10 protein-coding genes are annotated in these 24589 nt (G+C 72.5%); 6 read left to right on the top strand and 4 right to left on the bottom strand.

Annotation, left to right across the window (positions count from 1 at the left end):
• Positions 1-7 precede the first annotated feature (7 nt).
• The 3 genes from ABFJ78_RS19665 to ABFJ78_RS19655 are packed head-to-tail and all read left to right on the top strand — an operon-like array spanning position 8 to position 16265.
• Positions 8-14818, top strand: a complete 14811-nt coding sequence (locus ABFJ78_RS19665; RefSeq protein WP_436387816.1) for a non-ribosomal peptide synthase/polyketide synthase — start codon at positions 8-10, stop codon at positions 14816-14818.
• Positions 14815-16068 carry an MFS transporter gene (locus tag ABFJ78_RS19660; protein WP_436387815.1) on the top strand — a complete coding sequence of 418 codons (1254 nt, stop codon included), beginning with the start codon at positions 14815-14817 and terminating at the stop codon, positions 16066-16068. The genes ABFJ78_RS19665 and ABFJ78_RS19660 overlap by 4 nt, the downstream gene beginning before the upstream one ends.
• Positions 16068-16265: an MbtH family protein gene (locus tag ABFJ78_RS19655; protein ID WP_436387814.1), complete on the top strand. Its 198-nt coding sequence runs from the start codon at positions 16068-16070 to the stop codon at positions 16263-16265. Before ABFJ78_RS19660 ends, ABFJ78_RS19655 begins: the two co-directional genes overlap by 1 nt.
• A gap of 52 nt (positions 16266-16317) precedes the next feature.
• Here ABFJ78_RS19655 and ABFJ78_RS19650 read toward each other — a convergent pair whose 3' ends face one another.
• On the bottom strand, positions 16318-16968 hold the full coding sequence (locus ABFJ78_RS19650; protein WP_436387813.1) for a DUF4230 domain-containing protein: 651 nt from the start codon (positions 16966-16968) through the stop codon (positions 16318-16320).
• Positions 16969-17027: 59 nt separating this feature from the next.
• On the opposite strand from ABFJ78_RS19650, the gene ABFJ78_RS19645 reads away from it, so the two are divergent.
• On the top strand, positions 17028-17174 hold the full coding sequence (locus ABFJ78_RS19645) for a hypothetical protein (protein ID WP_436387812.1): 147 nt from the start codon (positions 17028-17030) through the stop codon (positions 17172-17174).
• A gap of 31 nt (positions 17175-17205) precedes the next feature.
• Here the strand turns inward: ABFJ78_RS19645 and ABFJ78_RS19640 are convergent, their stop codons facing one another.
• Together ABFJ78_RS19640 and ABFJ78_RS19635 are read right to left on the bottom strand one after the other, a co-directional pair.
• Positions 17206-18564 carry an endo-1,4-beta-xylanase gene (locus ABFJ78_RS19640; RefSeq protein WP_436387811.1) on the bottom strand — a complete coding sequence of 453 codons (1359 nt, stop codon included), beginning with the start codon at positions 18562-18564 and terminating at the stop codon, positions 17206-17208.
• 7 nt (positions 18565-18571) lie between these two features.
• Positions 18572-19324, bottom strand: a complete 753-nt coding sequence (locus ABFJ78_RS19635; protein ID WP_436387810.1) for a GH12 family glycosyl hydrolase domain-containing protein — start codon at positions 19322-19324, stop codon at positions 18572-18574.
• 236 nt (positions 19325-19560) lie between these two features.
• Between ABFJ78_RS19635 and ABFJ78_RS19630 the strand changes: the two genes are divergently transcribed.
• Both ABFJ78_RS19630 and ABFJ78_RS19625 read left to right on the top strand, forming a co-directional pair.
• Entirely contained in the window at positions 19561-22437 is a 2877-nt protein-coding gene (locus ABFJ78_RS19630) for a glycoside hydrolase family 9 protein (RefSeq protein WP_436387809.1), read from the top strand.
• A gap of 117 nt (positions 22438-22554) precedes the next feature.
• Positions 22555-24165, top strand: coding sequence for a long-chain fatty acid--CoA ligase (locus tag ABFJ78_RS19625; RefSeq protein WP_436387808.1), 1611 nt, complete (start codon positions 22555-22557; stop codon positions 24163-24165).
• On the opposite strand, the gene ABFJ78_RS19620 is transcribed toward ABFJ78_RS19625, so the two are convergent.
• A partial coding sequence (locus ABFJ78_RS19620) for an integrase core domain-containing protein (protein ID WP_436387807.1) occupies positions 24162-24589 on the bottom strand: 428 nt, incomplete at its 5' end. The two genes, ABFJ78_RS19625 and ABFJ78_RS19620, sit on opposite strands and share 4 nt — an antisense overlap.

Here is a 24589-nt window from a genome sequence, read left to right as displayed (position 1 = left end):
CTGCTCCATGACCACGTCCCGACAGGACCGCATCGCGGCGCTGCCCGCCCACCTGCAGGAAGCGCTGCGCCGGCGGATGGCGGGAGCGGGGGCGCGCACGCCGGAGATCCCGGCCGCCGCCGACCGCTCCCGCCCGATCCCGCTGTCGTCCGCCCAGCGCCGGCTCTGGTTCCTCAGCCGGCTGCGGCCCGGCGACCCCGAGTACAACAGCGCGTTCGCCCTGCGCCTGACCGGCGAACTCGACACCGGCGCCCTGGCCACCGCGCTGCGGCTGCTTATCGCCCGGCACGAGCCGCTGCGCACCACCTTCACCGAGGTCGACGGCGAAGGCGCGCAGGTGATCGGGCCGCCGTACGAGGTGCCGCTGCCCGTCGTCGACGTCGAACCGGCCGACCTCGACGCCGTGTTGCGCGAGGAGTACGTGCGGCCGTTCGACCTCGGCCGCGGGCCGCTGCTGCGTGCTCTGCTGGCGCGCCTCGGTCCGGCCGAGCACGTGCTGCTCGTCTGCGTGCACCACATCGCCACCGACGGCGCCTCGATGGGCGTGCTCACCGAAGAACTCGGACTGCTCTACCGCGACGGCTCGCACGCCGAGCTACCGCCGCAGCCCCTGCAGTACGCGGACTTCGCGCGGTGGCAGCACGACCGGCCGACCCGCGCGGCCGGGCTCGAGCACTGGAAGGAGCAGCTCGCCGGGATCACGCCCCTGGACCTGCCGGCCGACCACCCGCGCCCGGCCACCCGCGGCACTGCGGGCGCGGTCCGCGAGTTCAGCGTCCCCGACGACGTCGCCCGGCGGCTGGCCGAGCTGGCCCGCGCGTCGGAGACCACGTTGTTCACCGTGCTCGTCGCCGCGTGCCAGGCGCTGTTCGCGCGCTACACCGGGCAGGACGACATCGCGCTCGGCACCGTCGTGCGGGGCCGCGACCGGCCGGAACTCGAACGGGTCGTCGGGTTCTTCGTCAACACCGTCGTCCTGCGGTCCACAGTGGACGTATCGCTGCCGTTCGCGGACCACCTCGACATCGCACGGCAGACGGTCCTGGACGCGTTCGCCCACGACGACGTCCCGTTCGAAGAACTCGTCGACGCCGTGCACGCCGGCCGCGACCCCGGCCGGCACCCGCTGTTCGACGTCATGGTGCTGCTGCACAACTCCGGCGGCGGCCCGTCGTTCCCCGGCCTCACCGCCGAACCGGCCGAGGTGGCCCGGGACTCGTCGAACTTCGACCTCTCGATCGAGTTCGAGGAGTCCGGCGGGCGGCTGGCCGGGCTCGTCGAGTACAGCACCGAGCTGTTCGGGGCCGCGACGATCGACCGCCTGCTCACCCACCTGCTGCGGCTGCTGAGTGGCGTCGCCGCGGACCCGGCGCGCCGGATCGCCGACCTGCCGCTGACGACCGAAGCCGAAGAAGCCACGCTGCTGGCGTGGGGGACCAGCGCGCTCGACGTCCCCGCGACGACCGTCGTCGACCTCCTCGACCACCAGGCGCGGACCCGGCCGGACGCGATCGCGCTGGTCTGCGGCGACGTCCGGCTCAGCTTCGCCGAACTCGCCGCCCGCACCGACGCGCTCGCCGCCGACCTGGCCGCGCGCGGTGCCGGGCCGGACCGCGTCGTAGCCGTACTGCTGCCCCGGTCGGCCGAGGCGATCGTCGCGTTGTTCGCCGTGCTCAAGGCGGGTGCGGTGCACCTGTCCATCGACCCCGGGCTGCCGGCGGAACGCATCCGCGTCCTGCTGGCCGACACGCGGCCGGCGGTCGTGCTGGACGGTACCGTCGTGCCCACCGGAAGGTCGAGACCGGCCGGGCCACGCCCATCCGACGCCGCCTACGTCATCCACACGTCCGGCTCGACCGGCATGCCCAAGGGCGTCGTCGTGGAGCACGCGGCCCTGGTCAACCTCCTCGCCAACCACCGGACCGTGTTCGGGCGCGAGCCGATGCGGGTGGCACTCACCGCGACGCTGTCGTTCGACACCTCGTGGGAAGGCCCGCTGCTGCTGGCCGACGGCCACGAACTGCACCTGATCACCGACGAAACCCGGCTCGACCCGGCCGCGCTCACCCGGTACGTCCGCGACTCGCGCGTCGACTTCCTCGACGTGACACCGTCCTACCTGCGCCAGCTGCTGCCCGCCGGGCTCCTGACCGGCGAGCACCGCCCGCGGTTCCTGATGGTCGGCGGCGAAGCCGTGGATCGCGACCTGTGGCAGGAGCTGGCTGCCTCGGAGACGGCCGCGCACAACTACTACGGGCCGACCGAGTCCACTGTGGACGCGACTTGTGCGCCGGTGACCGGTGACCGTCCGCTGATCGGCCGCCCGCTCGGCAACGTCGGTGCGTACGTCCTCGACGAGCACCTGCGGCTCGTCCCGCCCGGTGTGCCGGGTGAACTCTGCCTCGCCGGGGCGCAGCTGGCCCGCGGCTACCTCGGCCGGCCGGGCCTGACCGCGGACCGGTTCGTCGCCAGCCCTTTCGGTGGCCCGGGAGAGCGGCTGTACCGCACCGGTGACCGCGTCCGCTGGGTGGACGGGCAGCTCGAGCACCTGGGCCGGATCGACGACCAGGTCAAGGTGCGCGGGTTCCGGATCGAACCGGGCGAGGTCGAGGCGGCGCTGCGGCCGTTCGTGACCGACGCGGCGGTGGACGTGCGCGGCGGCCGGCTGGTCGCCTACGTCGTGGGCGACGCCGCCGGCTTGAAAGCCGAACTGTCTCGCACCCTGCCCGCGCACCTGGTGCCGTCGGCCTTCGTGCGCCTCGACCGGCTGCCGCTGACCCGGCACGGCAAGCTCGATCGCCGGGCGCTGCCGGAGCCGGAACTGGCCGCGGCCACCGAGTACGTCGCTCCGCGGGACGACCGCGAACGGCTGGTCACCCGGGTCTGGGCCGAGGTGCTCGGTGCTGACCGCGTCGGCGTCGACGACGACTTCTTCGACCTCGGCGGCGACTCGCTGCTCGGCATCCGGGTCGTCTCCCGGCTCCGGGACGAACTCGGCGCCGACGTCCCGGCCCGGCTCGTCTTCACCGCGCCCACCCCGGCGCAGCTCGCCGCGCGGCTGCCCGACGCGGCCGCCCCGCAGGCGGCGATCCCGCTCCTGCCACGCGACGGCGGGCCCCTTGAAGCGCCGCTTTCCTTCGCCCAGCAACGGCTGTGGTTCCTCGACGAGTTCGAGCCGGGCAGCACCGAGTACGTCTCGCCGACCGTGCTGCGCCTGCGCGGCGAGCTGGACACTGCGGCACTGAACCAGGCGCTCACCGCGCTGGTCGCCCGGCACGAATCGCTGCGCACGACGTTCGCGACCGTCGACGGCCGCGGCGTCCAGATCATCCACCCGCCGTACGCGGTCGACGTCCCGGTGGCGGACGCCGACCTCGCCACCGCGCTGAACTGCGCGACCGGCCCGGTCGACCTGCGCACCGGCCCGCTGCTGCGCACGGCGCTGACCCGGATCGCGCCCGGCGACCACGTGCTCACGCTGGTGCTGCACCACATCGTCACCGACGGCTGGTCCTCGGGCGTGCTCCTGAGCGAGCTGGCCACGCTCTACGCCGCGTTCACCCGCGGCGAGGACCCGGCGCTGCCGCCGTTGCCGCTGCAGTACGCCGATTACGCGGTCTGGCAACGGGATCGCACGGAATTCGACGAGCAGCTCAGCTACTGGCGGCACCGCCTCGACGGCGTCCCGGTGCTGGACCTGCCCACCGACCGGCCGCGCCCGGCCGTCCGCACCAAGAACGGCGCCCTGCACGAATTCAGCGTCCCGGCCGGCACCACCGCGCGGCTCAAGGAACTGTCCCGGCAGCACGGCGGCACGCTGTTCATGACGCTGCTCGCCGCCTGCCAGCTGCTGTTCGCCCGCTGGTCGGGGCAGGACGACGTCGCCGTCGGCACCGTCGTCACCGGCCGCGAGCGCACCGAACTGGAAGGCCTCATCGGCTTCTTCGTCAACACCCTCGTCCTGCGGTCCACTGTGGACCTCGATCGGGGGTTCGACGCCTTCCTCGGCGACGTGCGCGACACCGTGCTGGACGCCTTCGCCCACCAGGACGTCCCGTTCGACCGCGTCGTCGACGACCTGCAGCCCGAGCGCGACACCGGCCGCACGCCGCTGTGCCAGGTGATGGTCGTGCTGCACAACACCCCGGACGCCCGGCCCGCCCTGCCCGGCCTCGACGTCGAAGAGCTGGCCCCGCCGGTCGTCACCGCCGGCTTCGACCTGATGGTGCACTTCCAGGAGACGGCCGGCCGGCTCGACGCGCTCGTCAACTACAACACCGATCTGTTCGACCCGGCCACGATCGAGCGGCTCACCGGCTGGCTGCGCACCCTCCTGGAGGGCATCGCGGCGGCACCGTCGCGCCCCCTGGGCGAACTGCCGTGGATGACCGGCGCCGAGCGCGAACTGGTCCTGCGCCACTGGAATCCGGCGGGCGAGCCCGAGCCGCAGCCGACGCTGCCCGAGCTGTTCGCCGCGCAGGCCGCGCGCACGCCGGACGCCGTCGCCGTGACGCACGAGGGCGCCGAGCTGACCTACCGCGAACTGGACCGGCGGGCGAACCGCCTGGCCCACCGGCTGATCGCCGAGGGCGCCGGGCCGGAGCGCCTGGTCGCGCTGCGGCTGCCGCGCTCGGCCGACCTGGTCGTCGGGGTCCTGGGCGTGCTCAAGTCCGGCGCCGGCTACCTGCCGATCGACCCGGACTACCCGGCCGCGCGCATCGAGGCGACGCTCGCCGACGCCCGGCCGGTCTGCGTCGTCGACGACGTGCATGCCGAGAACTGGCCGGACACCGACCCGGGGGCGCGGGTGGACCCGGAGAACACCGCGTACGTCATCTACACCTCCGGCTCGACCGGCGTGCCGAAGGGCGTGCTGGTCCCGCACGCCAACGTCACGCGGCTCTTCTCCTCGACCGCGCACTGGTTCGGCTTCGACGACCAGGACGTGTGGACGCTCTTCCACTCCTACGCCTTCGACTTCTCGGTGTGGGAACTGTGGGGCGCGCTGCTGCACGGCGGCCGGCTCGTCGTCGTCCCGGCCGACGTCGTCCGCGCTCCCGAGGACTTCCTGACCCTGCTGGCCGAGCAGCGCGTGACCGTGCTGAACCAGACGCCGTCGGCGTTCTACCGGCTCGGTACGTTGCCGTCGCCGCCGCTGAGCCTGCGGTACGTCGTCTTCGGCGGCGAGGCACTGGATCCGGTGCGGCTGGCGGACTGGCGCCGGCGGCACCCGGACGGCCCGCGGCTGGTCGACATGTACGGCATCACCGAGACCACCGTGCACGTCACCCACCGCGTCCTCGACGACGACCGCGCTACCGTCGGCGTGCCGATCCCGGACCTGCGCGCCTACGTCCTGGACGCGGACCTCGCGCCGGTCCCGCCCGGCGTCACCGGCGAGCTGTACGTCGCCGGTGCCGGACTCGCCCGCGGTTACCTCAACCGGCCGGGCCTGACGGCTTCCCGGTTCGTCGCCGACCCCTTCGGGGCGCCCGGCACCCGGATGTACCGCACCGGCGACCTGCTGTGCTGGACTTCCGGGGGCGAACTGGCCTACCGCGGCCGCGCCGACCACCAGGTCAAGATCCGCGGCTTCCGCATCGAACTGGGCGAGGTCGAGGCGGCGCTGACCGCGCACCCGGACGTGACCGGTGCCGCCGTCGTCGCCCACGGCGCCGGGGACGCGCGCCGGCTCGTCGCCTACCTGACCGGGACCGTGCCCGGGACCACCGCGCTGCGCGAGTTCCTCGGCCGCTCCCTGCCCGCGCACATGGTTCCCGCGGTGTTCGTCGCCCTGCCCGAACTGCCGCTCAACGCCAACGGCAAGCTCGACCACAAGGCGCTGCCCGAACCCGGCGCGCGGACCGAAACCCGTTACGTCGCCCCGCGCACACCCGAAGAAGCGGTGCTGGCCGACATCTGGTCGGCGGTGCTCGGCGTCGACCGGGTCGGCGTCGAGGACAACTTCTTCGGCCTCGGCGGCGACTCGATCCTCAGCATCCAGGTCGTCGCTCGCGCCCGCCAGGCGGGGCTGGGGATCTCGTCGAAAGACCTGTTCCAGCACCAGACCGTCGCCGAGCTGGCCCGGGTCGCCACCCCGAGTGCGGCACCCGTGGTCGTCGAAGAGGCCGGGCCCGCGCCGCTCGGCCCGATCCAGTCGTGGCTGTTCGAGCACCTCGACGAGCCGTGGCGGCTGACCATGTCCGTCCACGTCGTGCTGTCCGCTGTGGACAGAGCGCGACTCGTCCGCGCGGTCGCCGCGGTGACCGACCGGCACGACGCCCTGCGCATGCGGTTCTCCCGGGTGGACGGTGTCTGGCGGCAGGAACCCGCCGCCGCGGAGGCCGCCGACGTCCTCCGGCACGTCGACCTGTCCGAAGTGGACGACGTCGTCGCCGCGATGCACGCCGAAGCCGTCCGCGCGCAGACATCACTGGACATCGCGGACGGCCCGGTCTGGCGGGTCGTGCTGTTCACCTTCGCCGACCGCGCGCCCCAGCTGTTCCTCACCGCCCACCACCTCGTCATGGACGGCGTCTCCTGGCGCGTCCTGCTCGGCGACCTCGACCGCGCCTACCACGGCGAAGCACTGGAACCGGTGGGCAGCTCGTTCACGCACTGGGCCCGGTCGCTGGCCGAGCACGTGAAAATGGGACACCTCGACAAGCACACCGCGTATTGGGAAACTGCCCTTCGCGGTGCGCGGACGGACCTCCCGGTCGACCGCTCCGGCCGCAACCGCGCGAAGTCGGCGCGCGCGGTCTCGGTGTCACTTGGCCGGGCCGAGACCGCCGCGCTCCTGCAGGACGTGCCGGCCGCGTACCGCACCGAAGTCAACGACGTGCTGCTCAGCGCCCTCGGCCGGGTGCTCGCCCGCTGGACGGGCCGTCCGCGCGTCGTCGTCGCGATGGAAGGCCACGGCCGCGAGGAAATCGCGGCCCCGCTGGACCTGTCCCGGACGATCGGCTGGTTCACCGCCCAGTACCCGGTGGTTCTGACGGAGCCCGCCGGGGACTGGGGTGACGTTCTCAAGGCGGTCAAGGAGCAGTTGCGTGCCGTGCCGGACAAGGGTGCCGGCTACGAAGCCCTGCGTTACCTGAGCCCGCCGGACGCGCCCGGTGCCGCGCTTCGCGACGACCCCGCCCCGCGGATCTCCTTCAACTACCACGGCCGCTGGGACGTCGACGGGGACGGCTGGTACTCCGGCCGCGGCGAGCCCCTCGGGCACGACAGCGACCCGGAGGGCACCCGGCCGTACCTGCTCGACGTCGTCGGCGTGGTCGAAGCGGGCGAGCTGCACTTCACCTGGGAGTACTCCGAAGAGGTGCACGACGAATCCACTGTCCGCGCGCTCGCTTCGGAGCTGGTCTCGGCGTTGGCCGAGGTGGTGGACCACTGTGCCGAAGCCGGTGGCCGCACTCCGTCGGACTTCCCGCTGGCGCGGCTCGACCAGGACACCGTCGACCGGCTCGCCGGCGACGGCCGCGACGTCGAGGACATCTACCCGCTCACCCCGTTGCAGGCCGGGATGGTGTTCCACAGCCTGGTCGACCGCGATTCGAGCGCGTACTTCGACCAGTTCCGGCTGCGGCTGGCCGGCGTCCGCGACCCGCGCGCGCTCGCCGAGGCGTGGCAGCGCGTGGTGGACCGGACGCCGATCCTGCGCAGCAGCATGGTCTGGGACGGCGTCGACGAGCCGCTCCAGCGCGTCCACCGGCACGTCCGCGTCCCGGTCGGGCAGCACGACTGGCGCGGCCTGGCCGAGACCGAGCAGGAGACGGCCCTGGTCTCGCTGCTCCAAGCCGACCAGGCCGCGGGGATGGAGCTGACGGCACCGCCGTTGATGCGCCTGGAAATCGCGCGCGTCGCCGACGACGAGGTCCAGCTGGTCTGGACGTCGCACCACGTCCTGCTCGACGGCTGGAGCACGGCTCAGGTGTTCGGCGAGGTGGCCGAGCAGTACGCGGCGATCGCCGGCGGCCGGACCGCCTCGCTGGCCCCGCGGCGCCCGTTCCGCGACTACCTGGCGTGGCTGGCGGCGCAGGACCACGCCGAAGCCGAACGCCACTGGCGCGCGGTGCTCGGCGGCTTCGCGGCCCCGACGCCGTTGCCGTACGACCGCCGTCCTCAGGAGGCCCACCGCGCCGAGTCGGCCGCGGAGGTGCTCGTCGAGCTGTCCGCCGACGAGTCGGCTCGGCTGCGCGAGGTGGCGAAGGCGGCCGCGCTGACGGTGAACTCGGTCGTCCAGGGCGCGTGGGCGCTGCTGCTGGCCCGGCACAGCGGCGAAGCCGACGTCCTGTTCGGCACCACGGTGTCCGGCCGGCCGGCCGAACTGCCCGGCGTCGAGGCGATGATCGGCATGTTCATCAACACCGTGCCGACCCGGGTTTCCGTCCACAATGGACTCCCGGTGGCCGAGTGGCTGCGGGGGATCCAGGGCGCGCAGGCCGAAGCGCGGCGCTACGACTTTCTCGCGCTGTCGCGGCTGCAGGCGTTCACGGCCGTCCCGGCGGGCACGGCACTGTTCGACAGCGTGGTGGTGTTCGAGAACTACCCGATCGAGGACAGCGGGCAGGACGGCGTGCGCGTGCTGGACGTCAGCTCGCTCGACACCACGAGTTACCCGCTCAACCTGACGGCTTTCCTGCACGACCGGCTCGGCCTCGAGCTGTCCTACGACCCGCGGTTGTTCGACGAGCCGACGGTCCGGCGGCTGGCCGGGCAGCTCGCCCAGCTGGTCCGCGCCATCGCCGCCGAGCCGGATCGGCGGGTGGGGGAGCTGTCCCTGGCGACGCCCGAAGAACGGCTTTCCCTGGTTCAAGCCGGGATGGGTGCCGCGCTCGATGTCCCGGCGGGCACGGTCCTGGACGCCTTCGAAGCGACGGCCGCGCGGACCCCGCACGAGACGGCGCTGGTCTTCCGCGACACCCGGCTGACGTTCGCCGAACTCGACGCGCGCGCGGCCGAGCTGGCCCACCGGTTGCGTGCGGCGGGGGCCGGGCCCGAGCGAGTGGTGGCGATCCGGCTGCCACGCTCGGCGGAGGCGGTCATCGCGATCCTGGCGGCGTTCAAGGCCGGGGCGGCTTACTTGCCGATCGATCCCGGTCTGCCCGAAGACCGGGTGCGGCTGCTGGTCGAGGACGCGCGCCCGGTGGTGGTGCTGGATGGCACCGACCTGCCGGCCGCATCGGATGCGGCCGCCGGCGGCGCGCGGCCGGCACCAGGAGCGGCCGCCGGGTCAAGGCTCGTTGCCGCCGCGGCCACCAGTCCGGCGCCGTCTGCGGCCGTCGCCGCCCGGCCCAGCCCCGCGAACACCGCCTACGTCCTCTACACCTCCGGCTCCACCGGCCGCCCGAAGGGCGTCCTTGTCGAGCACCGCGGACTGACGAACATGCTCGCCAACCACCGCGGCGTCTTCCTCGGCGGACCGCGGACCCGGGCCGCGCTCACCGCGTCGTTCTCCTTCGACACCTCCTGGGAACCGCTGCTCGCCCTGATCGAAGGCCACGAGCTGCACGTCCTCGACGACGACACCCGGCTCGACCCGCACGCCGCCGTGCGGTACGTCCGCGACCACCGGATCGACCTGCTCGATCTCACCCCCACCTACCTGCAGCAGCTCCTCGGCGCCGGCCTTCTCACCGGCGAACACCGCCCGGCCACCGTGCTCGTCGGCGGCGAAGCGACCGGCGAGGCCCTCTGGCGCGAGCTGGCCGGGTCCGGCGTCGTCGCCCACAACTACTACGGCCCGACCGAGGTGACCGTCGACGCCACGCACGCCCCCGTCACCGGTGGCCGGCCGTCGATCGGGCGGCCCCTGGCCAACCTCGCCGGCTACGTGCTGGACACCGCCGGCCACCCGGTGCCCGACGGCGTGGCGGGGGAGCTGTTCCTCGCCGGACCCCAGCTGGCCCGCGGCTACCTGAACCGGCCGGGCCTGACCGCCGACCGGTTCGTCGCCGACCCCTTCGGGCCGCCGGGCACCCGGATGTACCGGACCGGCGACCGCGTGCGCCGGGCCGCCGACGGGCGGCTGGACTACCTCGGCCGCGTCGACGACCAGGTCAAGATCCGCGGCTTCCGCGTCGAACCGGGCGAGATCGAGGCCGCGCTCCGGCAGCACCCGGCGGTCACCGACACGACGGTGGTGGCCCGCGACGGCCGGCTCGTCGCCTACGTCGTCGGCGAAACGCGCGACCTGCGGACCTGGCTGCGCGGCCGCCTGCCGGACTACCTCGTGCCGTCGGCGTTCGTGGCCCTGCCCGCGATCCCGTTGAACCGCAACGGGAAGATCGACCGCCACGCGCTGCCCGCCCCCGAGCGCGACGTCGAAGCCGAGTACGTCGCCCCGAAAACGACGACCGAGATCCGGCTCGCCGAAATCTGGGCCGACGTGCTGCGCGTCGAGCGCGTCGGGCTCACCGACAGCTTCTTCGAGCTCGGCGGCGACTCGATCACGAGCATGCGGATCACCTCCCGCGTCCGGGCGGAGTTCGGCGTTGAGGTCTCGCCGCGCGCGTTGTTCACCGCGCCCACCCTCGGCCGGTTCGCCGCCGGGTTGCCCGCGGTCCAGGCCACCGCGCGGCCGATCCCGGCGGTCCCGCGGGACGGTGCCCTGCCGCTTTCCTTCGCTCAGCAACGCCTTTGGTTCCTGGACGAGTTCGAACCGGGCAGCACCGAATACCTCTCGCCGACGGCGCTGCGGCTGCGCGGCGAGCTGGACGTGCCCGCGTTGCGCCGGGCGCTGAACGCCGTCGTCGCGCGGCACGAGTCGCTGCGGACGACGTTCGCCACCGTCGACGGCCGGGGCGTGCAGCTCGTGCACGAACCGCACGACGTCGAGCTGCCGGTCGAGGACTTCACCGAAGCGGCCCTCGAACGCGAGCTGCGGGAGCCGTTCGACCTGCGCACCGGGCCGCTGCTGCGGGCGCGCCTGTTCCGGCAGGCGCCCGACGAGCACGTGCTGCTGCTGGTGCTGCACCACATCGTCACCGACGGCTGGTCCTCCGGCGTGCTGACGTCGGAGCTCGACGCCTGCTACACCGCGTTCACTCAGGACGCGGAACCGGACCTGCCCGAACTACCCGTGCAGTACGCCGATTTCGCCGTCTGGCAACGGGAATCCCTCGACGGGCCGGTGCTCGCCGAGCAGCTCGGCCACTGGCGCGAGCGCCTCGACGGCGTGGCGCCGCTCGAACTGCCGACCGACCGCCCGCGCCCGCCCGTGCGCACCACCGAGGGCGGCTGGGTCGAGTTCACCGTGCCGGCCGAGGTCACCGCGCGGCTCAAGGAGCTGGCGGGCGAAGGCGACGGCACGCTGTTCATGACCCTGGTCGCCGCCTGCCAGGTGCTGCTCGCCCGGTGGGCGGGGCAGGAGGACGTCGCGGTCGGCACGGTCACCGCCGGCCGGGACCGACCCGAGCTGGAGCGGCTGATCGGCTTCTTCGTCAACACCCTGGTCCTGCGGTCCACTGTGGACGGAAGACGGCCGTTCCGCGAGTTCCTGGCCGAGGTGCGTACCACGGTCCTCGACGCCTTCGCCCACCAGGACGTGCCGTTCGAGCGGGTGGTGGACGCGGTGCAGCCGGTCCGCGACTCGAGCCGGACCCCGCTGTTCCAGGTGATGGTGGCGCTGCAGAACACCGGTGACGAGACCGGCGGCGGCACCCTCTCCGCCGAGGAGGTCGCGCTGCCGATGACGACCGCGACCTTCGACCTGCTCGCGCAGTTCGAGGAGCACGACGGCGCGCTGCGCGGCGCGATCAACTACAGCACCGGCCTGTTCGACACGGCCGCGATCGAGCGGGTGGCCGCACGGCTGCGGGTCCTGCTGACCGAAGCCGCGACGGACCCGGACCGGCCCGTCGGCGACCTTTCGCTGTTCCTGCCGGGCGAGCGCGAGGACGTGCTGGCCACGGCCCCGCCCGACCCGCTGCCGGATGTCGCCCTGCCCGCCTTGCTGCGCCACGACTCCGACGACGTCGCCGTGTCCGACGACCGAGTCTCCCTCAGCCACCGCGAACTGGACGTCCGAGCCAACCGGCTGGCGCACAAGCTGATCGCCGCCGGGGCCGGCCCGGAGACGCGGGTCGGGGTGCTGCTGCCGCGGTCCGCGGACCTGCTGGTGGCGCTGCTGGCGGTGCTCAAGACGGGGGCGGCGTACGTCCCGATCGACCCGGGCTACCCGGCCGACCGGATCGCCTACATGCTCGAAGACGCGCGTCCGGTCTGCGTGGTCGAGGACGTCGACGCGGCCGGTTTCCCGGATCACGCCCCGGAAGTCGCCCTCGACCCGGAGCACCCGGCCTACGTCATCTACACGTCCGGCTCGACCGGCCGGCCCAAGGGCGTGGTCGTGAGCCACCGCGCGGCGGCGAACTACCTGCGCTGGGCCGTGGCCGCGTACCCGGGCCTCGGCGGCACCGCCGTGCTGCACTCCTCGGTGTCGTTCGACCTCACCGTCACGACGCTGTTCGGCCCGCTCCTGGCCGGCGGCCGCATCCGGGTCGCCGACGTGCTGGAGGCCGAGCCCGTGCCGTGCACGTTCCTCAAGGCGACGCCCAGCCACCTGCCCGTCCTGGTGGGCGACCCGCGGGACCTCGTCGTCGGCGGCGAGCAGCTGCTCGGCGACGTGCTCGACCGGTGGCGGCAGGCGCACCCGGCCGCGACCGTGATCAACGAGTACGGACCGACCGAAACGACGGTCGGCTGCATGGAGTACCGCGTCGAACCCGGGGACGCCGTCCCCGCCGGCCCGGTTCCCATCGGCCACCCGATCCGCAACACCCGGCTCTACGTGCTCGACGCTGGGCTGAACCCGGTGCCGCCGGGCATCCCCGGCGAGCTGTACATCGCCGGCGATGGGCTCGCCCGCGGCTACCTCGACCGGCCGGGGCTCACGGCGTCGCGGTTCGTCGCCTGCCCGTTCGGGCCGCCGGGGGAGCGGATGTACCGCTCCGGCGACCGGGTGACCCGGCGGCCGGACGGCGAACTGGTCTACCACGGCCGCGCCGACGAGCAGGTCAAGATCCGCGGCCACCGCATCGAACCCGGCGAGATCGAGGCCGCGCTGCGGGCGCACCCCGCGGTCACCGACGCGGCCGTGCTCGCGCGGGACGGACGGCTGATCGCCTACGTCGTGCCGGACGCCGAACCGGACCTGCGCGAGTTCCTCGGGCGGTCGTTGCCGGAGTACATGCTGCCCTCGGCGATCGTCGCGCTGGACGCCTTGCCGGTGACCCGCAACGGGAAGCTGGACCGGGCCGCGCTGCCGGACGCCGACGCGGAAGAGCACCGGTACGTCGAACCGGACGGTCCGGTCGAGACGGCGCTGGCGGCGATCTGGGCCGAGGTGCTGGGCCGCGAGCGGGTCGGTGCGCGGGACAACTTCTTCGAGCTGGGCGGGGATTCGATCCTCAGCATCCAGATCGTGCACCGCGCGCGGCTGGCGGGACTGCGGATGCGCTCGAAGGACCTGTTCGCCCACCAGACCGTCGCGTCGCTGGCGACCGTGGTCACCGCGGCCGACGACGAACGGGCGCAGCACGAAGCCGTCGTCGGCGACGTGCCGCTCACGCCGATCCAGCGGTGGTTCCTCGACGCGGAGCCGGCGAACCCGGCCCACTTCACCCAATCTGTCCTGCTCGAACTGGCCGGGCCGCCGAACGAGGAGGCGTTGCAGCAGGCGCTTGACGCCGTCGTCGCCCACCACGACGCCCTGCGCCTGCGGTTCACCCGGGACGGCGGGCAGTGGCGGCAGCACAACGACGCGCCCGAAGCGGCGGTCCCCCTGCGGACAGTGTCCACTTCGGACCTCGAAGCCGTCGCCGACGAAGTGCACGCGAGCTTCGACCTCGCGCGGCCACCGCAGCTGCGGGCGGTGCTGTTCGAGCCGGACCGGCTCTTCCTCGCGGCGCACCACCTGGTCGTCGACGCGGTGTCGTGGAGCATCCTCGTGGAGGACGTCGAACGCGCCTACGGGCAGATCCAGGCGGGGGAGAAGGCGGACCTCGGTCCGAAGACGACGTCGTTCCGTGACTGGGCGCGGCGGTTGCGCGAGTTCGCCGAAGGCGGCGGCCTGGACGACCAGCGCGCGTTCTGGGCGCGCGACCTGCCGGGCTGTGCGCTCCCGCTCGACCACACCGGCGACGGGCCGGCCGCGGTCGAGTCCGTGCCGCTCGAGGTCGGCGAGCGCGACACCGACGCCCTGTTGCACCTGGCGCCCGGGGCGTACCGGACGAGGATCAACGACGTGCTGCTCAGCGCGCTCGCGTGGGCCGTCCGCCGGTGGACCGGGCAGGACTCGGTCGCGATCGACCTGGAGGGCCACGGCCGCGAGGAGGTCTTCGACGGCGTGGACCTGTCCCGGACGGTCGGCTGGTTCACCACGCTGTTCCCGGTCGGGCTGACGATCGACCCGGACGCCGACTGGCGCGCGCTGGTCAAGTCCGTGCGGCGGCAGCTGCGGGCGGTGCCGGGCAACGGGTTCGGCCACGGCGTCCTGCGCTCCTACCGGTTCCCGGAGCTCGGCGCGAACACCCCGCAGCTGGCGTTCAACTACCTCGGCCAGGGCGACGGCACGGGCGGCGGCGACGGCCTCTTCCGCGCGTCGCACCCGCCGATCGGCCGCGAGCAGGACCCGGCGAACGTCCCCGCGCACCTGCTCGAGGTGGTCGGCGGCGTGCGGGCGGGCCGGCTGGAGTTCACCTGGTTCTTCCGGCCGGACCGGCACGACCGCGCGACGGTCGAGGCCGTCGCCGCCGGTTTCGCGGAAGCCTTGCGGCGCATCGCCGCCGACTGCCGGGGGGAGGAAGCGTGAGCGCGCCGAGCGAGGTGAAGCTGTCCCGCAACCGGGACTACCGGCTGCTGTGGACCGGCCAGGTCGTGTCCGAGGCCGGGTTCAGCACCACGACGATCGCGTTTCCCCTCCTGGTGCTGGCGATCACGGGCTCGGCCGCGCAGTCCGGGCTGGTGCTCGGCGCGATCGCGATCGCGCAGCTGGTCGCCGGGCTGCCGGCCGGCGCCCTGGTGGACCGCTGGTCGCGCAAGCGGATCATGCTCGGCTGCGAGGCCGTGCAGGCGCTCGGGGCGGCGAGCCTCGTGCTCGCGCTGTGGTGGGGCGTGGCCGGGGTGGCGCAGCTCGTCGTCGTCGCCGTCGTGATGGGGCTGTGCCGGGCGTTGTTCGAGCCCGCCGAGGAAGCCAGCCTGCCGCACCTGGTGAGCACCGGGCAGGTCCCGTCGGCGGTGGCGCTGAACGCGGCGCGCACGAGCGCCGGCCAGCTGTCGGGCACGGCGCTCGGCGGGTTCCTGTTCGCGCTGGGCCGGCTCGTGCCGTTCGTCTTCGACGTCGTCGCGCACGTGGTCGCGTTCGTGTCGCTGGTGTTCGTCCGCCTGCCCGCGCGCCCGGAGCCGGCGGAAGAGCGCCCGCCCGCGCACCTGGGCCGGGAGATCGTCAAGGGGCTGCGCTGGGTGTGGCACCAGCCGCGCGTGCGCGTCACGGCGGTGTGCGCGATCGTCCTCAACCTGTTCTTCGCGGCGTACTACCTGGTGATCATCGTGCTGGCGAACGAGCGCGGCGTACCGCCCGGCGAGATCGGCGTGATGGCCGCGATGCTCGGCGGCGGCGGCATCGCCGGGGCGCTCGCCGCGCCGTACCTGCACCGCAAACTCAGCCCGTACGCGCTGATCATCGGCGTGTTCTGGGGGCTGACGCTGCTGACGCCGCTGGCGGTGTTCGTCCACGACGGCTACCTGATGGGCCTGCTGTTCGCGGCGATGGCGTTCCTGGCCCCGGCGGCGAACACGACCATCAACACCTACCAGCTGCTCTTCACGCCCGACGAGCTGCGCGGCCGCCTCGGCGGCGTGATGGGCGTGACGGGCGGGCTGGCCGCGGCGCTCGGCCCGGCGCTCGGCGGCTGGCTCGTCGACCTGCTCCCCGACCCGGCCGCCGTGCTCACCTGCGCGGGGGCGATCGCGGCGGTCACCGTGCTGACGACGTTCAGCCGGACCCTGCGCGGCTTCCCGTCCGTGTCCGATGTCGAAACCGTCAACAACAAGGAGTCCTGATGGACGAGAACACCACCTGCCAGGTCCTGGTCAACGACGAGGGCCAGTACTCCCTCTGGCCGGCGGACAAGGAGGTCCCGGCCGGCTGGCGGCCCGACGGCACGCGCGGGACCCGGCAGGAGTGCATGGACCACGTGGACGAGGTGTGGACCGACATGCGTCCCCGCAGCCTGCGGGAACGGATGTCGGCCGGCTGACCTCGGCGGGGCGCCCGGGCTTCGGCCCGGGCCCTCGTCCGGCCGAGGCCGGTCAGCCGGTCGCGTTGTCCGCGTAGGTCACCGTGACGTTCTTGAACCCGAGGGACTGCAGCAACCCGACCAGCATCGTCTTCGTGTTCCGCTCCGCGTCGGCCACCAGCGTGCTCTTGCCGGCCGCCTCCTGGATCTTCTTCTGGGCCAGCTCGTACAGCGCCTGCTGCGAATTCGGGTTGCCGTTCAGGAAGTCGTTGATCCGGGTGAACAGGCCCTGCTGCTGCGCGTACACATAGGACTCCTTGACGTCCAGGGTCGCCGGCTCCAGCTGGGCGTGGCCCAGGGTGATCGTGGCCGACTGGCGGTCTTCGGAGACCTTGACCGCCTCGCCCTTCAGGCCCGAGAAGTCCACGTACGCGTTGTCCGTGCCCACGCCGACGAACATCGTGTCGCTGCCCACCAGGAAGCTCGGCAGGATCGAACTCGTCTCGATGTCGACGATCACCTGGAACGACCCGCTCGCGGCCTCGTAGCGGGACAGCTCGACGATCGACTGCAGCAGCACCGGACCCGAGCGCTCCTCGGTCTTCTCGGCGAACGGGTTGCGCAACTGGGGTAACAGGTGCACCGCCGACGCGACGAGCACCGCCACCGCCAAAAGGACCACTGCCACCCCGGCCGCGACCAGCCGCTTGCCCCAAGCACCCATGCCGGAAGGTTACCCAGGTCGGCGCGCGGTCAAGCGGGCCCGGCGGTACGGTGTCCGGTGTGCGCAAGTCCGTGTGGCTGTGGATCCTGGTGATCGTCGTCGTCATCGTCGTGCTCGGACTGATCTTCGGCGGCTACCGCAAGGGCGAGAAGCTCGGCGCGCCCGGCGAGCCCGTGGCAGCGGTGAGCGTCGCCCGGGCGGCGTGACGCCCGGGCGACGCTCTGTCCACAGTGGAGGTCAGCGAGCCGCGCAGGTCGACGTGACGCCGTCGGCGCTGCCCGTGCCCTGGAAACCGAACTCGGTGGACTGACCGGCCGCGACGCTGCCGTTGTAGCTCACGTTGGTCCAGGTCACCGCCCCGCTGGTGCCGCTGTTCCCGGCGCTCCAGCCGTTGGTGACGGCCGCGCCCGCCGGCAGGTTCGTCGTCACCGACCAGCCGGTGAGGGCGCTCGACCCGGCCGTCACCCGCACGGTCGCCACGAAACCGCCGTTCCACGAGTTGAGCGACACCGAGCTGGTGCAGCCGCTCGGCCCCGGGGTCGTGAGGGTCGTCGGCGTGGTCGGGGTCGTCGGGGTGGTGGGTGTGGTCGGCGTCGTGGTGGTGCCGCCGGCGTTCAGCGCGTCGAGGACACTGGTGTACGCCGCCTTCTTGTTCCCGTTGCCGTCGAACAGGAGCGGGTTCTCGCCGGTGCGCCACGAATCGGTGTCGCGGATGCCCCAGACCGTGATGCCGGCGCACCGGGAAACGGCCAGGCAGGCCCGGGTGACCGTGCCGTACACCGCGGCCTGGTTCGACCCGGAGATGTCCAGCTCGGTGATCTGGACCTCGACGCCGAGGTTGGCGAACCGCTGCAGGTTGGCCTGGTAGTCGCTCGGCGCGGAGTTGCTGAGGTGCGACTGGAAGCCGACGCAGTCGATCGGCACGCCGCGGGCCTTGAAGTCCTGCACCATGTTGTAGATGCCGGTGCTCTTCGCGTTGACCCCGTCGGTGTTGTAGTCGTTGTAGCAGAGCTTCGCGCCGGGATCGGCGGCCCTCGCGGCGCGGAAGGCGGCCTCGATCCAGTCGTTGCCGGTGCGCTGCAGGTTCGAGTCGCGCCGCCCGCCACCACCGCCGTCGGCGAAGGCTTCGTTAACGACGTCCCACGCGTAGATCTTCCCCTTGTAGTGGGTGGCGACCTGCGTGACGTGGTTGATCGCGGCCTGGCGAAGGGCGGAACCGCTGAGGCCCTGAGCCCAGCCGGGTTGCTGCTGGTGCCACAGCAAAGCGTGGCCGCGCACGCGTTTGCCGGTGCTGACCGCCTGGTTCAGGATGCGGTCGCCGCCCGAGTACGAGAACTGGCCCTGGCTGGGCTCGGTCGCGTCCCACTTCATCTCGTTTTCCGGCGTCACCATAGTGAATTCGCGGTCGAGGATGCCGACGTACGTCGAGTCGCCGAGCTTTCCGGCCGAGACGGCGGTGCCGAAGTACCGGCCCGTCTGGGCGGCCGACGCGCCGAGCGTCGAAGCCGCCCCGGCGGAGGTGGCCAGCACCAGCGAGACCCCGAGCGACGTCGCCAAGAACGCGGATGCGAGCGCTGCGCGCGATGCGGGTTTCATGGCCGCCTCAACCGATGTTCGCGGAGAAGGAGTTGACCGCGAGGCCGACGCCGCCGCTCCACGGCTCGAACCCGGCCTGGATGCTGGTCAGGTACCAGGACCGGTCCACGCGGGTGCGGTTGTCGACGTCGTTGACGAAGTCCATGACGTTGAACGACCAGCCCGAAATCGCGGACTGGGCCACGTAGGAGACCACGTCGTTGCCGCCGTTGTTGCCCTGCCACACTTCCCAGCTCCGGCCGCCGATGCTGGTCGTGCCGACCCGGCCGCCGACCGGCTGGACCCCGCCGACGCGGTTGAACCAGATCATCAGCTCCATCTGGTTGACGCCGTTGGTCTTCGCGGTCGGGTCCATCCAGATGTCGTAGGAGGCGTCGAAGGTCGAGCCGCCGACGTAGGTGTAGGAGATCGAGGAGGACGCGCTGCCGATCCGGCTCAGCTGCCGCGGCAGGGGTGAGCCGGGGGAGCAGTTCCCGTAGTGGCACCCGAGGTAGACCGCGGGGTACGACAGGGGCGCGCCGCCGCTGGTCGAGCCCTGCTGGGTCTGGATGCGGAACCCGCTGCCCGTGACGTTGATGCACTGCTGGGCGCTGCTGCCCCAGCGGTTGTTCATGACCACGTACCGGCCGCCGATCGTGGTCGAGCCGTACTGGTCGCAGATCAGGGTGTCCGCCTGGGCGGCCGGCGCCGTGCCGACGACCGGGGCCAGCAGGCCGGCCGTGAACAGGGCGACCGCGGACAGGGCGTGCTTCAGTTTCACGTGCCGCTCCACTTCGTCGTGGGGAACGCTTCTGGGAGCGCTCTCAGCTCGGACCGTTCTCGATGAAACCACACCGGAACCGGCGAGCAAAGACCTGATCGGTGATCAATTTTCCGGGCACCCTTCGAAAGTTTCGCCGTCATTGCCAATCGCGAGGAGAAGCGGTTACCGTCACCTGGGAGCGCTCTCAGTCCGGGATCACCATCGTTACGCCGACGAAGACGAGGAGATGGCGAATGCGGGCAAGAAAGCTGCGGGCCGGACCGGCCCTGCTGGTCGCGGTGGCGCTCGGGCTGGCGGGAGGCACCGCGCCCGCGGCCGCCGCGGACTACGAGCGGCTGCTCAACGGCACGTTCTCCGGCGGCACCCTCGACCCGTGGTGGGCCGGGTCGGGCACGACCGGCCACGTCACCGCCGGCGAGTTCTGCACCGACGTCCCCGGCGGCACGGCCAACGGGTACGACGCGCTGGCCGGCCAGAACGGCGTGCCGTTCGAGGCGGGGCAGCAGTACACCCTGACGTTCGACGCGCACGCGACGACCACCCAGCAGATCTCCGCCGTCGCGGGCGAAGCCGTTTCGCCGTACCGGCAGATCTCGCGGACCGACCTGACGGTCACCCCCTCGACGCAGCACTTCAGTGTAACTTTCACGTCCACTTTGGACTTCCCGGCCGCGGGCAACGGCCAGCTGGCGTTCTGGTTCGGCGGCCAGGCCGCCGCCAACACCGTGTGCCTGGACAACATCTCGCTCATCGGCGGCGTCGTCCCGCCCGGCGGCCTGCCGCCGACCAGTGGCATCCGCGTGAACCAGGAAAGCTACGCGCCCGGCCTGCCCAAGCGGGCCACGCTGATCAGCGACTCGGCCACCGCGCAGACCTGGACGCTGAAGAACTCCGCCGGCACCGCCGTCGCCGCCGGCCAGACCCGCCCGCGCGGCGCGGACGCGGCGTCCGGCGAGAACGTGCACGAAATCGACTTCTCCGCCTACGACACCGCGGGGACCGGCTACACGCTGAGCGTCGGGTCCGAGACCAGCTTCCCGTTCGACATCTCCACGGCCGGGCCGCAGAAGCTGCGGTACGACTCGCTGGCGTTCTTCTACCACCAGCGCAGCGGGATCGCGATCGACGCCGCGTACGTCGGCGCCGACTACGCGCGTCCCGCCGGGCACGTCAACGTGGCGCCGAACCAGGGTGACGACAACGTCCCCTGCCGGTCGGACCTGAACTGCGGGTACACCCTCGACGTGCGCGGCGGCTGGTACGACGCCGGTGACCACGGCAAGTACGTCGTCAACGGCGGGATCGCCGCGTGGGAGCTGCTCGACGAGTACGAGCGCGCGGTGCGCCTGGGCGACGCGAGCGCGCTGGGCGACGGCAAGCTGGCGATCCCGGAACGCGCCAACGGCGTGCCCGACATCCTCGACGAGGCCCGCTGGGAGGTCGACTTCCTGCTCTCGATGCAGGTGCCCGACGGCCAGCCGAAGGCGGGCATGGTGCACCACAAGATCCACGACGCGGAGTGGACGGCCCTGCCCACCCGGCCCGAGCAGGACAGCCAGCCGCGCCGGCTGTCGGCGCCGAGCACGGCGGCGACGCTGAACATGGCCGCGGTCGCGGCGCAGGCGTCCCGGCTGTGGCAGACCATCGATCCCACGTACTCGGCGAAGCTGCTCGCCGCGGCCGAGAAGGCCTATGCGGCGGCGAAGGCCAACCCGAACGTCCTGGCCGACCCGAACGACGGCACCGGCGGCGGCACCTACAGCGACAACACCGTGACCGACGAGTTCTACTGGGCGGCCGCGGAACTGTTCGCCACCACCGGCAAGAGCGCGTACCGCACCGACGTCACCGGCTCGGCGCTCTACCGCGGGAAGAGCTTCACCACGCACGGCTTCGACTGGGCCTCGACGGGCGCGCTCGGCGACATCACCCTGGCCCTGGTACCCACCGACCTGCCCGTGGCGGACGTCGCCGCGATCAGGACGGCCATCACCACGACCGCCGACAGCCACCTGGCGCAGCTGGCGACCATGGGCTACCCGGCGCCGTACCGGACGGCCGACGGCACGTACGAATGGGGTTCCAACGGCCTGGTGGCCAACAACGGCGTCGTGCTCGCGCTGGCGTACGACTTCACCAAGCAGGACAAGTACCGCGACGGCGCGTTCGCGGCGATGGACTACCTGCTCGGCCGCAACCCGGCGAACTACTCGTACGTCTCCGGTCACGGCGACCAGCCGGTGCGCAACGTGCACCACCGGTTCTGGGCGCACCAGCTGGACGCGTCGCTGCCGACCGCCCCGCCCGGCGCGTTGTCCGGCGGCCCCAACAGCGGCCTGCAGGACCCGACCGCGGCGCGGCTGCTCGCCGGGTGCGCGCCCCAGCGTTGCTTCGTCGACGACATCCAGGCGTACTCGGTGAACGAGGTCGCGATCAACTGGAACTCGGCGCTGGCCTGGCTTTCCGGCTGGGTAGCCGAGAAGACGTCGTCCACTGTGGACACGACGGCGCCCGCCGCGCCGGGTACCCCCGCCGTGTCCGCGGTGACGAGCGGCGGCGCCACGGTGACCTGGCCGGCTTCCGCGGACCCCGAGAGCGGCGTCAAGGGCTACGACGTGGTCCGCGTGGCCGGCTCGACTCGGACGGTCCTCGCCACCGTCACCGGCACGACGGCGACGCTCACCGGCCTCGCGCCGTCGACCGCGTACACCGTCGTCGTCGTGGCCCGCAACGGCGCGGGCCTGACGAGCCAGGACTCGCCGTCGGCGCAGTTCACGACCCAGCCCGCGACACCGGCGGGCGGCTGCGCGGTGACGTACTCCGCGAACACGTGGAACGGCGGGTTCACGGCGGCCGTCACGGTGAAGAACACCGGCACGACGCCGTGGACGAGCTGGAAACTGGGCTTCACGTTCCCGGGCAGCCAGAAGGTGACGCAGGGGTGGTCGGCGACGTGGGCGCAGTCGGGCGCGAACGTGACCGCCGCGTCCCTGCCCTGGAACGGTTCGCTGGCGCCGGGTCAGTCGGCGTCGATCGGCTTCAACGGCAGCTACACCGGAACCAACACGAACCCCTCGGCCTTCGCGGTCGACGGGAAGGCGTGCGGCTGAGTGGAGGTAGCTGACACCGAAGAGGGCGGATGAGTGGGATCTTCCGCCCTCTTCGGCTTCCCGTGACCGCGCTTAAGGTCGTGCCTGCCGGCAACCCGACGACCGAAAGAGACGATCATGGACGGGCTGATGCAGCCGCGGCCGCTCACCATCGCCCACATCCTGGACCGGGCTGAGCGGCTCTTCGCGCACAAGGAAGTCGTGACGCCGGACGAACGGCGCACGTACGCCGACGTGCTGGGCGACGTCCGCCGCCTCGCCGCCGCACTGGACGCACTGGGCGTCCCGGCAGGCGCGCGCGTCGGGACGTTCGCGAGCAACACCCGCCGCCACCTGGAGCTCTACCTCGCCGCGCCGGCCACCAAGCGGGTGCTGCACTCGATCAACATCCGGCTCTCGGCGGAGCACCTCGAGTACATCGTCGGCCACGCCGAGGACGACGTGGTGTTCGTCGACCGCGGGCTGCTCCCGCGGATCTGGCCGAGCGCCGGGAAACTGCCGAAGGTGCGGCACTGGGTGGTGCTGCCCGACGGCACCGACACCGAACTCCCCGCGGACCCCCGGATTCTGGACTACGACGAGCTGATCTCGGCGGCCGAGCCGGTCACGGGCTCGTTCGAGGCCGGCTTCACGCTCGCGGAGGAGAACCTGGCCGCCGGCCTCTGCTACACCTCCGGCACGACCGGACCGCCCAAAGGCGTGCTCTACAGCCACCGGTCCACGGTGCTGCACTGCCTGGGCACCCTCGCGGCCGGCCTGATCGGCCTCTGCGAAAGCGACGTCGTGCTCCCGATCGTCCCGATGTTCCACGCCAACGCGTGGGGCCTGCCCTACGGCGCGATGATGGCGGGCGCGTCGCTGGTGCTGCCCGGCCCGTCCGCGGAACCGGCGCACCTGCTGCGGTTGATGGCGGCCGAGCGGGTGACCGTCGCCGGCGCCGTCCCGACGGTCTGGACGAGCCTCGCTCCCGAGCTGGGCGCGCACGACCTGAGCGCGACGCGGTTCCTCCTCGGTGGCGGCTCCGCCGTTCCCCCGGCGCTGTCGGAGACCTACCGGGCCGCGATCGGCGTCCCCATCACGCACTCCTGGGGGATGACGGAGATCAGCCCGGTCGGGGTCATCGGCGGTACGCGGTCCCAGCACGCTGGTCTCGCCGAGTCCGAGCAGGTGGCCGTGCGGGCCGCCCAAGGCCAGCCGCTGCCGCTGGTGAACGTCCGGATCGTCGACGTCGAGACCGGCGACGAGCTGCCGCGCGACGGACGCGCCGTCGGCGAGCTGCAGGTCGCGGGCCCGTGGGTGGCCGGCGGCTACTTCCGGGTGGACGCCGCCGGCAGCTTCACCGGCGACGGCTGGCTGCGCACCGGCGACCTGGCCACCATCGACGGCGCGGGCTACCTGCGGCTGGTGGACCGGATCAAGGACCTGATCAAGTCCGGCGGCGAGTGGATCTCCTCGGTCGAGCTGGAGGCCGCGATCGCGGCGCACCCCGACGTCGTCGAGGTGGCGGTGATCGGCCGCCCGGACCCGCGGTGGATGGAACGGCCCGTCGCCTACGTCGCCTTGCGCGAGGGCAGCGCCACCACGGCCGACGACCTCCTGCGGCACCTGACGCCGCTGGTCGCGAAGTGGTGGCTGCCCGACGAATTCATCTTCCTGCCCGTGCTGCCGAAGACGGGGACCGGGAAGCTCTCCAAGCTCGACCTGCGGGAGGCGCAGCGGATCGCCTAGGTGTAGTGCCCTGTGAGGTTGGGGACGCGGCTGGCGGGTGGTTTGCCGCCGAGTGCGGTGTGGCCGCGGTGGTGATTGTAGGTGTGCAACCACCCCGGGTAGGCCTCCCGCCGCTCGCGTTCTGAGCGGTAAGGGCGGGCGTAGGCCCACTCTTCGAGCAGGGTGCGGTTGAACCGCTCGACCTTCCCGTTCGTCTGCGGCCGGTAGGGACGGGTGCGTTGGTGGGCGATGTGCGCGTCGCGCAGCGTGTCGCGCCAGAGATAGGACTTGTAGCAGGACCCGTTGTCGGTCAGCACCCGCGTGACGGTGACCTCGGCGGCGGCGAAGAACGCCTGAGCTCGTACCCAGAACGCGACCGCGGTTTCCTTGGTTTCATCCGGCAGGATCTCGCTGTAGGCCAGCCGGGAATGATCATCCACCGCGT

Source organism: Amycolatopsis sp. MEPSY49 (genome assembly GCF_051337345.1).
Lineage (GTDB): Bacteria > Actinomycetota > Actinomycetes > Mycobacteriales > Pseudonocardiaceae > Amycolatopsis.
Note: the sequence above shows the minus strand (reverse complement) of the source record. Positions and strands in the feature narration are given on the sequence as shown.

Bases quoted from the DNA above. Each gene is read 5' to 3' on its own strand.
- ABFJ78_RS19665 (WP_436387816.1), top strand. From the start codon at position 8: ATGACCACGTCCCGACAGGACCGCATCGCGGCGCTGCCCGCCCACCTG.
- ABFJ78_RS19655 (WP_436387814.1), top strand. From the start codon at position 16,068: ATGGACGAGAACACCACCTGCCAGGTCCTGGTCAACGACGAGGGCCAG.
- ABFJ78_RS19650 (WP_436387813.1), bottom strand. From the start codon at position 16,968: ATGGGTGCTTGGGGCAAGCGGCTGGTCGCGGCCGGGGTGGCAGTGGTC.
- ABFJ78_RS19640 (WP_436387811.1), bottom strand. From the start codon at position 18,564: ATGAAACCCGCATCGCGCGCAGCGCTCGCATCCGCGTTCTTGGCGACG.
- ABFJ78_RS19630 (WP_436387809.1), top strand. From the start codon at position 19,561: ATGCGGGCAAGAAAGCTGCGGGCCGGACCGGCCCTGCTGGTCGCGGTG.
- ABFJ78_RS19625 (WP_436387808.1), top strand. From the start codon at position 22,555: ATGGACGGGCTGATGCAGCCGCGGCCGCTCACCATCGCCCACATCCTG.